The sequence below is a fragment of the Cedecea lapagei genome (assembly GCF_900635955.1).
In the GTDB taxonomy this organism is placed as follows: Bacteria; Pseudomonadota; Gammaproteobacteria; order Enterobacterales; family Enterobacteriaceae; genus Cedecea; species Cedecea lapagei.
On sequence record NZ_LR134201.1, the window covers coordinates 2,345,802 to 2,360,067 of the forward strand.

Here is a 14,266-nt window from a genome sequence, read left to right on the forward strand (position 1 = left end):
TCGCTCCTTAACGGCCAAGATAGACCTCGATAACCTGCTCATTTGCCTGCACCTCGCGCAGCGAACCTTCCGCAAGCACCTGCCCCTGATGCAGCACGGTGACGTGGTCGGCAATAGTCTCGACAAAGCCCATATCGTGCTCAACCACCATCAGCGAGTGTTTCCCTGCCAGGCTGCGGAACAGCTCAGCCGTATACTCCGTTTCAGCATCCGTCATTCCGGCTGCTGGTTCGTCCAGCAGCAGCAGATGCGGCTCCTGCACCAGCAGCATGCCGATCTCCAGGAACTGTTTTTGCCCGTGGGAAAGCAGCCCCGCCCGGCGATGGCGCTCGCCCGTCAGCCGCAGCGTGGTTAACATCTCGTCGATGCGATCCCGCTGCTCGCCGCTGAGCTTTGCCCGCAGGCTTGCCCACACGGATTTATTATTTTTCTGGGCAATCTCGAGATTTTCAAAAACCGTGAGCGCTTCGAAAACCGTCGGTTTTTGAAACTTACGGCCAATACCTCGCTGGGCGATTTCGATAGGCTCAAGCCGCATAAGATCGATGGATTGATCGTAAAAGGCTTTGCCGCTCTGCGGTTTAGTCTTACCGGTGATCACATCCATCAGCGTAGTTTTTCCGGCACCGTTAGGGCCGATCACGCAGCGCAGCTCGCCCACGCCGATGTTCAGCGATAAATTGGTCAGCGCCTGGAAACCGTCAAAGTTAACGTTGATATTTTCCAGCGCCAGCACCGGGTCGGTTTGCTCGCGAAAGCGGTCGGTAGGATGCTGACGGGTAAACAGAGGGTCGGCAGGCTGCATCATTTCTCTCCTTTGCGCAGCAGGCCAATCACCCCGCGCGGTAAAAACAGCGTCACCAGAATAAAAATCAGGCCGAGAAACAGCTGCCAGTACTCCGGCACCGCCATGGTGAAGTAGCTTTTGGCGCCGTTTACCAGCCCAGCGCCTACTACCGGGCCAATCAGCGTGCCGCGGCCGCCCAGCGCCACCCAGATAGCGGCCTCAATAGAGTTGGTCGGCGACATTTCGCCGGGATTAATAATGCCGACCTGAGGGACATAAAGCGCACCTGCAAGCCCGCAAAGTACGGCAGAAAGCGTCCACACCAGCAGTTTGAAACCGCGAGGGTCGTAACCGCAGTAGGTCAGCCGGTTTTCCGCATCGCGCACCGCCGTCAGAATGCGGCCAAATTTACTCCGTGCCAGCCAGAACCCGATGGCTACGCTTGCCACCAAAAGCAGAACGGTGGCGATAAATAGCCCGATACGCGTCCCGATGGCCGTTACCGGCATCCCTAACAGCGTGGTAAATCCGGTGAAGCCGTTATTGCCGCCAAAGCCGGTTTCGTTGCGGAAAAACAGCAGCATCCCAGCCCAGGTCAGCGCCTGAGTCATGATCGAGAAGTAAACGCCCTTAATCTTTGAGCGAAAGGCGAAAAAGCCAAAAACAAACGCCAGCAGCCCCGGAACCGCCATAACCAGCAGCATCGCCCAGGCAAAGTGTTGGGTTCCCCACCAGTACCACGGCAGCTCACTCCAGGAGAGAAACGACATAGAACCAGGCAGGCCGTCGCCCGCAGCCTGGCGCATCAGGTACATCCCCATGGCGTAACCGCCGAGGGCAAAAAACAGGCCATGGCCAAGAGAGAGCAACCCGGCGTAGCCCCAGACAAGATCCAGCGCCACCGCCACAACGGCATAGCAGAGGATCTTGCCAGTCAGCGTCAGGGTGTAGGTCGACAGGCTGAGCGGATGGCTGGCGGGCAGCAGCGTCAGGAACGGCAGCGTTAGCAGCATCGCCACCAGCAGAGTTCCCACGACTAAAGTCAGACGCGGAGCCTTGCGCCCGAGCGTCAAAGTCAACGGCATAGTCATCAGTCAATGACCCTCCCTTTTAGCGCGAATAGCCCCTGCGGACGCTTCTGAATAAACAGTACGATCAGTACCAGAATCAAAATTTTGCCCAGTACCGCGCCAATTTGCGGCTCGAGGATTTTGTTTAAAGATGCCAAGCCCAAACGCCGCGGCCACGCTTCCGGCAAGCTGCCCAACGCCGCCCAGCACCACCACCAGGAAGGAGTCGATGATGTAACCCTGGCCAAGCTCGGGGCCGACGTTCCCCAGCTGAGACAGCGCCACGCCCCCCAGACCGGCGATCCCGGAGCCCAGCCCAAAGGCAAGCATATCCACGCGCCCGGTAGATACGCCGCAGCAGGCCGCCATGGCACGGTTTTGCGTCACCGCGCGCACGTTCATGCCGAGTCGAGTTTTGTTCAGCAGCAGCCAGGTAAACAGCAGTACAAGCAGCACAAAGCCCAGCACCACCAGACGGTTCCACGGCAGGATCAGGTTCGGCAGCACCTGCAGACCACCTGACAGCCAGCCAGGGTTAGCCACCTCCACGTTCTGCGCGCCAAACAGCATGCGCACGATCTGAATCAACATCAGGCTAATCCCCCAGGTGGCGAGCAGCGTTTCCAGCGGGCGACCATACAGATGGCGAATGATTGTGCGCTCAAGCGCCATCCCTATGCCGGCGGTGACAGTAAAGGCAACCGGCAGCGCGACGAGGGGATAAAACGCCAGCCATGCCGGAGCGAACTGCTGGAACCCTGCCTGAACCAGCCATGCCGAGTAGGCGCCCAGCATCAGCATTTCGCCGTGCGCCATGTTGATAACGCCCAGCAGACCATAGGTAATCGCCAGGCCAAGGGCAGCAAGCAACAAAATAGAGCCAAGGGAGAGCCCCATAAACGCCTGGCCGAGAATTTCGCCCAGCCGCTGACGGTGCTCAATTTTGCGCAAGCCCTCTACGGCAGCCTGCCGTACTGCCGTATTCGGCTCCGCGCTCGCGTCGGTTAATGGCTTGAGCAAGGCTTCCGTTTCCGGGTCAGAGGACTGCCCCAGAAGCTTTACCGCCTGCAGACGCACTTCAGGCTGCAGGCTAGTCAGCTCCAGCCGAGCGGCGGCCAGTTCCAGGGCATTACGTACATTTTGGTCTTTTTCGGCGTTTATACGCGTCTGAAGGACCGGCAGCAGCTCCGGCGGGGCCTCTTTCTGCAGGGCCTTCGCTGCACTCAGGCGAATAGTGACATTGTCACTTATCAGCTGATGACTTGCCAGCGCACCGGCGGCCAGTACACGCAGGCGATTGGTGAGCCGCAGCTTTTTTGTCTCGCCCTGCGGCGTTGCTTCCTCGCCCAAAGGAGAGAGTCCCGCCTCAGTCTGGTTAAAAGCCGAATGCCCGTCGGTAACCAGCGTTTCCTGCTTGAGGGCATTGAGCAGCGGTAAACGCGAGGGATCGGGCGATAGCGTCCAGCTTTGCAGCAGTACCGCCTGATCCGAGCGATTTGCGGCCGCAAACGTCTCCGCGTCACCGGCGGCGGCAAGCCCCGGCAAGAATGCGGCCACAACCAGCAGCAGCCGGGCCAGTGATGCTAATGTCATGGCGTTCTCCTGTGTGACTATACCCTGTTGCCCCTCACCCTAACCCTCTCCCCACAGGGGATACTTCTCTTCCTTCCCTGGAAAGAGCCGGGGTGAGGGTTAAAAATCAGTTGCTGGCGGTCTTCACCGGCAGGTCAGATTTCTTATCATTCCCTGGAATAAACGGGCTCCATGGCTGAGCACGCACTGGTTTGTCGGTCTGCCAGACCACATTGAACTGGCCGTTGCTTTCGATCTCGCCGATCATCACTGGCTTATGCAGATGGTGGTTAGTGGCGTCCATCGTCAGGGTAAAACCGGACGGCGCGTTAAAGGTCTGCCCGGCCATTGCCGCGCGGACTTTATCCACGTCCGTTGTCCCGGCTTTCTCCACCGCCTGCGCCCACATATGGATGCCGACGTAAGTCGCTTCCATTGGGTCGTTGGTCACCACGGTATTGGCGTTCGGCAGGTTGTGGGCCTTGGCGTAGGCCTTCCACTCGCTGACAAACTGTTTGTTGGTCGGGTTATCGACGGACTCAAAGTAGTTCCAGGCTGCGAGGTTGCCCACCAGCGGTTTGGTGTCGATCCCGCGCAGCTCTTCTTCACCCACGGAGAAGGCCACCACCGGTACGTCGGTCGCCTTCAGCCCCTGGTTTGCCAGCTCTTTGTAGAACGGCACGTTGGAGTCGCCGTTGATGGTGGAGATCACCGCCGTCTTACCGCCAGCGGAGAATTTTTTGATATTGGCTACGATGGTCTGGTAATCGCTATGGCCAAACGGCGTGTAGACCTCTTCGATATCTTTGTCCTGAACGCCCTTTGAGTGCAAAAAGGCGCGCAGGATCTTATTGGTGGTGCGCGGGTAAACGTAATCCGTTCCCAGCAGGAAGAAGCGTTTTGCCGCCCCGCCATCTTCGCTCATCAGGTATTCCACCGCCGGAATCGCCTGCTGGTTAGGCGCTGCGCCGGTGTAAAACACGTTCGGCGACATCTCTTCCCCTTCGTACTGCACCGGGTAAAACAGCAGGCCGTTCAGCTCTTCAAACACCGGCAGCACCGATTTACGCGAGACGGAGGTCCAGCAGCCAAAGACCACAGCGACCTTATCCTGGCTCAGCAGCTGGCGAGCTTTTTCGGCGAACAGCGGCCAGTTGGACGCGGGGTCAACCACCACGGGCTCCAGCTTTTTACCGAGCACGCCTCCCTTCGCGTTAATGTCGTCGATGGTCATCAGCGCCACGTCTTTAAGCGGCGTCTCTGAAATGGCCATGGTCCCCGACAGCGAGTGCATGATCCCGACCTTAATGGTATCTGCCGCCTGAGCGGCAAAGGCCAGCCCGAGGCTGACGACCGAAGCGGAAAGCGCGAAAGCTTTAACAAAGGTACGACGTTGCATAAGTCTGACTCCCCTGAAGAAACATTAAATGGTTAACTCAGCTTGAGCTGCCGAGCCTGGTGCAGCATATGAAGCGTGATCTGACGAACCTCTTTCTGACTTGCGGCAATGTGGTCGTGTAGTCGGGTCTGTGCCTCCTCAAGGTTGCGGTCCCAGACGGCGAGCAGAATTTGCCCATGCTCGGCATAGGTCGCACTGACGCGAGGCTGGCGGGTAAAGTCCAGCCTGCGCACAATGCGAATTTTCTCGGTGATCTCCCGGTGAACCCTGGCCATTTCGGAGTTGCCCGCCGCAGAGACCAGCGTCATATGAAAAGCTTCGTCATGCGGCGCGACGTTGATTCCCTCCTTCAGCGGCGGTTCATCCAGCCAGAACTGTTTCAATGCCTGCAGCGGCAGCATTGAAACGGAATCATTCCGCAGGCAAAGCCGCTTCACCGCCTCCAGCTCCAGCACGATGCGCAGATCGTAAAGCGCCTCGAGATGATCGAAATCTACCGCGCGGATCTGCCAGCCGCTGCGGGGTTGTACGTCGACATAGCCTTCCTGCTGCAGCGCATAAAGAGCCTGGCGGACCGGCGTGCGGCTGGCGCTCATCCGCTCCGCAATTTCGTTTTCGCTAAAGCGGTCGCCCGGCAGCAGAATAAAGTCGAAGATTTCCTGCTTTAGCTGCTGGTAAATGCGCTCCGCTACGGCTTCTGGTCGCTTTGGCATAGTCGCCTCTTGTGTCATTTTTACCCTCACCCCGGCCCTCTCCCTGGAAGGGTGAGGGGGAAATATAGTGAGTGCGTTTCTCTGTTTTATTCCCTCTCCCCTCTGGGGAGAGGGTTAGAGTGAGGGGCGGCCCTACACCGCCTCCAGCCACAGCAGCGCATCACCCGGCCCCACCGGACGCCCCTGCTGGCACTGAATGCGCACGACTTTGCCGTCGCACGGCGCGCTGACCAGCAGCTCCATCTTCATCGCCTCGACGACGATCAGCGGTTCGCCCTGCTTCACGCTCTGGCCCGGTTCAACGAGGATCTTCCAGATATTGCCGTTCAGGTCGGCGCTGACGAGCTGACCAGCCTGTTCCTCCTCAGGGAGCTCCGCCGCCGCCATCGCGCTTTCCACCGCCGCGCTTTCCTGCTCTTTCCAGTGCGCTACTTCGCTGAGGAAAGCTTCCTGCTGGCGGCTGCGGAAGGCGGAAATGTCGTCGGCGTTGTCCTCAAGAAAACGGCTGTATTCGGCAAAATCGAACTCAACCTCTTCGATCTCAACCCGGGCGCGCCCTTCACGAAATGCCGTGCGGAACCCGGTCAACTCCTCTTCGCTCACCGGGTAGAACCGCACCTGGTCGAAGAACTTCAGCAGCCAGGGTTCGTCGCCAAACTGTTCGTTTTTGAGGAACTTGTTCCAGATGGGCAGCGTGCGCCCCACCAGCTGATAGCCGCCCGGGGAGTCCATGCCGTAGATACACATGTACATGCCGCCGATCCCTACCGTGCCTTCTGCGGTCCACGTACGCGCCGGGTTGTATTTCGAACTTAACAGCCTGTGGCGCGGATCGAGCGGCACGGCGCAGGGTGCGCCGAGGTAGACGTCCCCTAAACCCAGTACCAGGTAGCTGGCATCAAACAGGATCTGTTTCACCTCGTCGCGGCTTTGTAATCCGTTGGTGCGCTGAATGAAGTCCACATTGTTCGGCAGCCACGGTGCGTCATCCCGCACCGTCTGCTGGTAGCGCTCCACCGCCGCCAGCGTTGCGCTGTCTTCAAAGGCCATCGGCAGGTGAACAATGCGTGAGGGAATTTTGAGGCGCGTAACATCGCCAAGCTGTTTTTCAATACTCAGCAGCAGCGTCAGCAGCTGGTTCTGAGAAATACGCTGGCTGTCATAGCGGATCTGCAACGAACGAACGCCGGGCGAAAGCTCCTCAATACCCGTTTGCGCCGCCTGGTTAATCGCCTTCATCAGCAGGTAAATACGCAGCCGCAATGCCAGGTCGAGCACGTTGTCGCCGTATTCGATCAGCACATAGTTGTCGCCCGCCTGGCGATAAACCACCGCAGGCAGCGTTTCATGAGCAGGAATCTCCGCAAGGATCGCAGCGCTGGTCGTCACGCCTGGCGCAATAGAAGGATGCAGGTCTGGCAGGCTTGCGCCCGCACACAGGTTAGTCACCGCAACCTGCTGGGCAATTTCCAGAGACTGCGCATGTTCAAAGCTGATGGTGTGAAAACGAATGCGGTCGCCAGGTTTAACCTGCCCGACTTTCCAAAGTTCTGCTTTAGCAATCGTCACCGGGCAGACAAACCCGCCCAGGCTTGGGCCGTCGCGCGTCAGGATCACCGGGAAGTCGCCGGTAAAGTTCACCGCGCCGATGGCGTATTCGCAGTCGTGAACATTGGAAGGATGAAGCCCTGCCTCACCGCCGTCGGCTCTCGTCCACTCCGGTTTCGGCCCTACCAGCCGCACACCCAGGCGATTAGAGTTATAGTGCACCTGCCATTCGGCGCTGAAGAAGGTTTCCATCGATTCAGGGGTGAAAAAATCCGGTGCGCCGTGCGGGCCGTAAAGCACGCCGATCTCCCAAACGTCGCCGTACTGCGGGATTAACGCGGGTTCCGGCGCCTGCGGGAGGCTAATCGGTGCAGGCGTCGTACACGCAGGCAGGCAAGGTTGAGAGATAGCCAGCACATCAGCCACTCGCAGCGTACGTCCCGCATGCCCACCAAACTGGCCAAGCGCAAAGGTGGAGCGGCTGCCAAGATAGACAGGCACGTCAAAGCCGTTGCGCACTGCCAGATAGGTTCTGCAGCCGCTGCTCGCTCTGCCTAACGTGAGGATCTGTCCCGCTTTCACTACGGTCGGCTGCCAGAACGTCACAGGGCGATCGTCAAGCATTGCCGGACAAGGTGCGCCGGTGAGCGCTATGATTGCTTCGCTGTGGAAGCGCAGCGTTGGCCCCTGGAGGGTAAACTCCAGCCCGGCCGCAGACGGATGGTTGCCGACGATGCGGTTAGCCAGACGGAAGGCAAGATCATCCATCGGCCCGGACGGTGGTACGCCGATATCCCAATATCCGAGGCGGCCCGGACTGTCCTGAACGCTGCTCCAGGTGCCCGGCTCCAGCACCTCTATGGCCTGCGCCTGATAGCTCACGCTGTCGAGTAAACGAGTCCACATTATGCCCGCCTTAAACTCCGGCAGGCGGACGATCTGACGCAGATAATCGAGATTGGTTGCGATCCCGTGGAGCCGGGTTGCCGCCAGCGCGTCGTTTAGTTTACTTAACGCCTGCAGGCGGTCCTCGCCGTAAACGATGATCTTGGCGATCATCGGATCGTAGAACGCGCTCACTTCGCTGCCGGTACTAACCCATCCATCAACCCGCACGCCCTCAGGGAAATAAACGTCGGTCAGTACGCCCGGTGACGGCTGGAAGTTTTTCAGCGCGTCTTCCGCATAAATACGGACTTCAATGGCCGCACCCCGTGGCGCTTTGGCCATTGCCTGCCAGTCCGGCGAACTGCCTGCAGCGACCAGGATCATGCATTCGATCAGATCCAGACCCGTGACGCACTCGGTCACCGGATGCTCAACCTGCAGGCGGGTGTTTACCTCCAGAAAGTAAAAGGCATCACGCGCCGCATCGTAAATAAATTCAACCGTACCCGCGCTGCGATAGTTAACGGATTCGCCCAGCGCCACCGCAGCACGGTGCAGTGCCTCACGCGTTGCCTGAGGAAGATTTGGCGCAGGCGTTTCCTCAACCACTTTCTGATTACGACGCTGCAGCGAGCAGTCACGCTCACCCAGGGCAACAACCTTGCCTTTGCCATCGCCGAAGATTTGCACTTCCAGATGACGGGCTTTGTCGACAAAACGCTCGATAAATACGCCATCATCGCTAAAAAACTGCGCACCCATGCGCTTCACGCTTTCCCAGGCCTCAAGCAGCGCCGGTTCGCTGTCGCAGCGGGTAAGGCCAATACCGCCCCCGCCCGCCGTGGTTTTTAGCATCACCGGATAACCGATTTCTGCCGCCGCCAGCTGCGCTTCTTCAGGCGACTTCAGCAGTCCGGTCCCCGGCGTCATCGGCACCTCTACCCCGGAGGCCAGCTCGCGGGCACGGTGTTTAAGACCGAAATCGCTGATTTGCCGTGCCGTTGGCCCGATAAAAACGATGCCAGCCGCTTCGCAAGCCTCGGCAAACTCCGCACGCTCAGAGAGGAAGCCGTAGCCGGGGAAAATAGCTTCCGCGCCGCTTTCTTTGGCCGCGGCCAGAATTTTGTCGATGCTGAGGTAAGTGTCGCTGGCTTTATCCCCGCCCAGCGCGATGGCTACGTCAGCATCAAGCACATGCTGTGCGCTGGCATCCGCATCGGAATAGACGGCAACGCTGGTGACGTTCATTTTCTTCAGCGTGCGAATAGCGCGGCAGGCAATCTCTCCGCGGTTGGCAATCAAGACCTTGCTAAACATATTCCCTCTCCTTAAGCGCCAGGTTGACGAGCAAGCCAGGCTTTCCAGCCGCCCCATGGGGTAATGTCCGTTGCGCCTTCTGTTGCGCACGGTTCACAGATAAAGCCCTTCACGCTGCGCCCATCCTGCAAAGTCAGCGTGCCAATACCCAACGGGGCCGGAATTTCGGCAACAAACTCGCCGAATCGCGCGAGCGGGATGTCCCAAAGCTCAACGGCTATCGGCTGCCCTTTTGTGGAGCGAACCAGCCCCGGCTTAGGCGGCTGGGTGTTTGCGAGGGCATAGAGGCGGTAGTTTTCTGCGGTTTGCGTTTCTTCAATAAACACAGCATTGCGGCTAATCAGCTGGTGATTGAGTGGCATACCGCGCAGATGTGCGCCTACCACCGCCACGCGAACAAAACCGCTGGCAGGCGTACTGGCCTGCACCGCAGGCAGCTTCTGTGACGTTGCCCCGACCGGGAGATCAAGCTGCGCCTGCCACGCGGCGCCAAAGTGGCTAAGCGCCGCATCGTGCCAGGCCGGAGCGATCAGCGTGATCCCCGCAGGCAGGCCATCAGCACGAAAATCACCCGGTAGCGCCAGCGCGCTTAGATCCGCGAGATTGGTAAAATTGGTGTAGGTGCCAAACCGGGAGTTATAGCGGACAGGTTCATCGCGCATTTCAGCCAGCGTGTGAATGGTCGGTGACGTCGGCACCACCAGGGCGTCAAATCCGGAAAGCTGCTGGTTGATGCGGCGGGCTAATTCAGCGCGGGTATATTCGGCCTGCCAGGCATCGCAGGCTGAATAGCTCAACCCGCTGGCAACGATGCCGCGTACTGTCGGGTCCATGGCATCAGGATGCTTTTCCAGAATCTCTTTTACCGCCACGGTGCGCTCGGCCACCCAGGCGCCGTTATAAAGCTGGTCGGCGAGATTAGTGAAATCGCTGAAATCCACGGCAACCAATTCAGCGCCCATCGCCATCAACCTCTCCAGCGCCTGCTGAAAGGCCTCTTCGCTGAGTTTGTCATCGAAGAACGTAAGCCGGTCAGGAATGGCAAAGCGCAGACGCGGACTAAACCGGGCGGGAGCGGTATGAGGATTAGGCCGGGAATAAGGATCGAGCGGATCGTATCCTCCAGCCACGTTCGCCACAACGGCAGCATCTGCCGCCGAGTGAGCAAAGATGGAGACGCAATCATTAAGGCGGCAGGCAGGAACCACGCCAGCATTAGAGAGCCAGCCTTTGGTGGGTTTTAAGCCGACAATATTATTGAAGCCGGCGGGCACTCGCCCGGAGCCTGCGGTATCGGTTCCCAGAGAGAAACAGACCAGCCCCCGAGCCACCACGGAAGCTGAACCGGAGCTTGATCCGCCGCTGACGTAATCCGGGTTGAAGCTATTGACCACTGCCCCGTACGGGGAACGGGTGCCTACCAGCCCGGTCGCAAACTGATCGAGGTTGGTTTTACCCACCACAATCGCACCGGCGGCGCGCAGGCGCGAAATAACAGTGGCATCGTCAGCCGGGTGATAAGTAAATACCGGGCACGCTGCGCTGGTCGGCATGCCGGCGACATCAATATTATCTTTAACCGCAAACGGCACGCCAAATAATGGGAAATCTGCCGGCGTTTTCTCACCGTCATTAATGGCCTGCAACAAAGCATTTATTTGCTCACTAATTTGCTGTTCGCTGGCAATGTATATCCAGGCATTGTCCTGCCGTGAAATACTGGTCATTAATTGCCGATAAGCGCCCGACAGCGAATGAGGCTGCTGCCGGTAATCGGTGATCCACTGCGACATTAAAGCGACTGACATAAGCTGGCATCCCACCTGGTATACAAGATGGTATAGCTAAAGCAATTACGGTGCCATTTTTATTAGCTGATGATCGGGAAGGGTTTTTAATTTAAAAATAAGTTTTTATTATATTCAATGCACTGCCATAGCGCGTTATTTTAGTGCGGATGAATAATTTAGGGGATATATCTGGCGGCGAATATGCAATATTACTATTCGCCGCCAATACGGCTTATTGACCGCTGCGGCGAGCGGAGACGGTGGCTAAAGCTGCCCAGTCTAGCTGCTCGTCGCCGTGCGCCAGGGCATCGAGATAGTTATCCCTCAGCACGCCAGCAAAACCCATTGGCACATTTTTACTTTCTGCCGCCTGCTGTGCCAGACGCACGTCCTTCAGCCCAAGCTTCATGGTAAAACCTGCCGGGCTGTAGCGGGATTCGGCAATCATCGCCCCATAGTTTTTATAGGCCGGAGCTGCAAATAATGTGCTGGTCAGCATACCGAGGAAATCCCCTGCCGTAACATCATAGGCGCCCACCAGGGCGGATGATTCCCCCATCGCTTCGATGGCGCTTGCCAGCATAAAATTAGCCGCCAGCTTCACCGCCGCCGCCTGCTCCGGGCGCTCCCCAAAGCGCCAGGTTTTCTGCCCCAGCACATCAAAGATCGGCTGCACGGTATCCAGCAGTTCCGCCGGGCCTGCGGTTAGAATGTTAAGATTCCCCGCCGCCGCGACGTCCACACGCCCCAGCACGGGCGCAGCGATATAGCGATGGCCGCCGGCGCTGGCCTTTTCCGCCATCTCGTTGGTAAAAGCGACGGAAACCGTGGCCATGTTGAGCCATATTGCCCCCTTTGGCAGCGCAGCAAGCGCTCCCTGCTCAACCACGACCCGGCGACTGGTATCATCATCAGCAAGCATGGTGATCAGTACTTCGCTTTCGGTAAACTCCGACGGCGTCGCGTAAATTGTCGCCCCTTTTGCTTTTAAGGCTTCCGCAGGTGCCTGAGAACGGTTCCAGACGGCAACCTGATGCCCGGCTTTCAGCAAGTTTTCTGCCATTGGCTGGCCCATGCCGCCCAGTCCGATAAATCCAATACGCATAACAACTCCCGGCTAGATAATGGTACCGCCGCGGGTTAACTGCTCGCGGCGCTCTTCAATTTCTTCTCTGTGATGATTGCCTTTGTGGGCAATGGCGATACGCAGCCGCTGCTGCTGGGCATAGCGCTCTTCTCGCGTCAGCTCGGCATCGTCGCTAAGCTCAACAAGCAGTTCGTTCATGGGGATGATAACGTCTGCGGCGATGGCGGCGTCTACGCGGCTGATAACGTCTGAAAGATGGGTCATGGCGTGTTCCTTATCCTGTTTTACCCCTCACTCTAACCCTCTCCCAAAAGTGGAGAGGGAACAATAAAATCAGCATCCGTATTCCCCCTCTCCCTTGCAGGGAGAGGGCCGGGGTGAGGGTTTACCTGGTTAATCCAGCTTCGCTTTAGAGAAATCGCTGCCGGCAAGGCTCACGGTATAGCCGCTGACGTTGCTGCGGGTCGCATAGAAGGTTTTACCGTTTGCCAGCGCGATCCACGGGGCCTGCTGATAGTAAATCTGCTGAGCCTGGACGTAGAGCTTGGCGCGGGCTGCCGGGTCGCTGGTTAGCTTCGCCTTTTGCACCAGAGCATCGTAGTTTTTGTCACACCAGCGGGCGACGTTCGAGCCGCTTGCTACGCTGCCGCAGCCTAACAAGGTATCCGCAAAGTTGTCCGGATCGCCGTTGTCCGACATCCAGCCAAACAGCGCCGAAGAGTGTTCCCTTTACGCATTCCGGCCAGATACTCGCCCCATTCGAAGGTGACAATTTTGGCGTTTACGCCCACTTTCGCCCAGTCGCTCTGGATCATCTCCGCAATGCGGCGCGAGTTCGGGTTATACGGGCGCTGCACCGGCATTGACCAAAGATCGGTATCAAACCCCTTCTCCAGCCCCGCCTGCTTCAGCAGCGCTTTGGCTTTTTCCGGATCGTAGCCGTAATCCTTCAAATCTTTGTCGTAGCCGAGCATAGTTGGCGGGATCGGCGATTTTGCCACCGAGCCGGAGCCCATAAAGATGGCGTTAACGATGGCTTTTTTGTCCACCGCATAGTTTAGCGCCTGGCGCACCAGCGCGTTATCGAACGGCTTCTTGCTGGTATTAAACGCCAGGTAACCGACGTTCAGGCCATCAATGCTGTGAAGCACCAGGTTTTTATCCGCCTTGATGGCGTCAAACTGTACCGGACTCGGCGCAGGGATAATCTGGCATTCATTTTTCTGCAGCTTCGCCAGACGAGTTTGCACGTTAGGCGTGATGGAGAAGATCAGTTGCTTGGTCGGCACCTCGCCCTTCCAGTAATTTGGGTTGGCGACGTAGCGAATCACAGAGTCAATTTTGTAATCCTGCAGCGCATAAGGCCCGGTTCCAATCGGGTTGTTATCCACCCGCTCCGGCGTGCCGGCTTTCAGCATCGCATCCGCATACTCGGCGGACAAAATAGAGGCGAAGTCCATGCCCCAGTCGGCCAGGAACGCAGCATTCGGCTCGCTGAGGGTAAACTGGACGTGATTGTCATCCAGCTTTTTAACGTCAACGATGAGTTTGTCCAGGCCGACGTCATTAAAGTATTCGTAGTTCGCCTGCGACACCTTGTGGTACGGGTTGTTGGCGTCTTTCTGGCGCATGACGGAGAAGACGACGTCGTCAGCGTTGAAGTCGCGCGTTGGCTTAAAGTATTTGTTGCTGTTGAACTTCACGCCCTGGCGCAGGGTGAAAGTGTAGGTTTTCCCGTCGGGACTGATTTTCCATTCCGTTGCCAGCGACGGCACTGGCGTGTTGTCTTCCGGGTTGAAATCAATCAGGCGGTTATAAAGCGTTTGCGAGCTGGCGACAAAGCTTGGGCCGGAGCTGGCAATCTGTGGGTTAAAGGATTCAGGAGAGGCTTCGGAGCAGTAGACCAGCGTACTGTTTGCCGCAGCCATCGCGCTACCTGCGGGGAGGAGTGCGCTCAGCAGCAGGCCGAGCAGAGTTTTCCCTGGAGACATATTGTTTGCCTTTTATTTGCTTGCCAAAGGGTTGAGCTACTTATGATTACTCACAGTAATAACAGCACAGCCCTGAACGACAAGCAAATGGCAAACATCCCCTT

The 14,266-nt window shown here is 57.9% G+C and carries 8 protein-coding genes and 2 pseudogenes; all 10 read right to left on the reverse strand.

The features are described 5' to 3' along the window. Nucleotides 1-7: 7 nt before the first annotated feature. The 10 genes and pseudogenes from urtD to EL098_RS11435 all read right to left on the reverse strand — a co-directional run bounded on the left by urtD (nucleotide 8) and on the right by EL098_RS11435 (nucleotide 14,162). Nucleotides 8-805: an urea ABC transporter ATP-binding protein UrtD gene (gene urtD, locus EL098_RS11390; protein ID WP_126358426.1), complete on the reverse strand. Its 798-nt coding sequence runs from the start codon at nucleotides 803-805 to the stop codon at nucleotides 8-10. Continuing rightward, nucleotides 805-1,878 carry an urea ABC transporter permease subunit UrtC gene (urtC, locus tag EL098_RS11395; protein WP_126356316.1) on the reverse strand — a complete coding sequence of 358 codons (1,074 nt, stop codon included), beginning with the start codon at nucleotides 1,876-1,878 and terminating at the stop codon, nucleotides 805-807. Before urtC ends, urtD begins: the two co-directional genes overlap by 1 nt. Next, nucleotides 1,878-3,450: pseudogene (urtB, locus tag EL098_RS11400) on the reverse strand (urea ABC transporter permease subunit UrtB). The gene urtC and the pseudogene urtB overlap by 1 nt, the downstream one beginning before the upstream one ends. Before the next feature lie 106 nt (nucleotides 3,451-3,556). Beyond that, nucleotides 3,557-4,828, reverse strand: a complete 1,272-nt coding sequence (gene urtA / locus EL098_RS11405) for an urea ABC transporter substrate-binding protein (protein ID WP_126356317.1) — start codon at nucleotides 4,826-4,828, stop codon at nucleotides 3,557-3,559. A 32-nt stretch (nucleotides 4,829-4,860) separates the two neighbouring features. Beyond that, on the reverse strand, nucleotides 4,861-5,541 hold the full coding sequence (locus EL098_RS11410; RefSeq protein ID WP_126356318.1) for a GntR family transcriptional regulator: 681 nt from the start codon (nucleotides 5,539-5,541) through the stop codon (nucleotides 4,861-4,863). A gap of 132 nt (nucleotides 5,542-5,673) precedes the next feature. Next, a complete protein-coding gene (uca, locus tag EL098_RS11415) occupies nucleotides 5,674-9,294 on the reverse strand; it encodes an urea carboxylase (protein WP_126356319.1) in 3,621 nt (1,206 codons plus the stop codon). An 11-nt stretch (nucleotides 9,295-9,305) separates the two neighbouring features. Further along, complete coding sequence (gene atzF / locus EL098_RS11420) at nucleotides 9,306-11,102, reverse strand: allophanate hydrolase (RefSeq protein WP_126356320.1); 1,797 nt, start codon at nucleotides 11,100-11,102, stop codon at nucleotides 9,306-9,308. 214 nt (nucleotides 11,103-11,316) lie between these two features. Beyond that, nucleotides 11,317-12,189: an NAD(P)-dependent oxidoreductase gene (locus EL098_RS11425; protein ID WP_126356321.1), complete on the reverse strand. Its 873-nt coding sequence runs from the start codon at nucleotides 12,187-12,189 to the stop codon at nucleotides 11,317-11,319. 12 nt (nucleotides 12,190-12,201) lie between these two features. Further along, nucleotides 12,202-12,435 (reverse strand): DUF2526 family protein, encoded by a 234-nt coding sequence (locus tag EL098_RS11430; RefSeq protein ID WP_126356322.1) that lies wholly within the window; start codon nucleotides 12,433-12,435, stop codon nucleotides 12,202-12,204. A gap of 129 nt (nucleotides 12,436-12,564) precedes the next feature. Next, nucleotides 12,565-14,162, reverse strand: a pseudogene (locus EL098_RS11435) (ABC transporter substrate-binding protein). Between the last annotated feature and the right edge of the window lie 104 nt (nucleotides 14,163-14,266).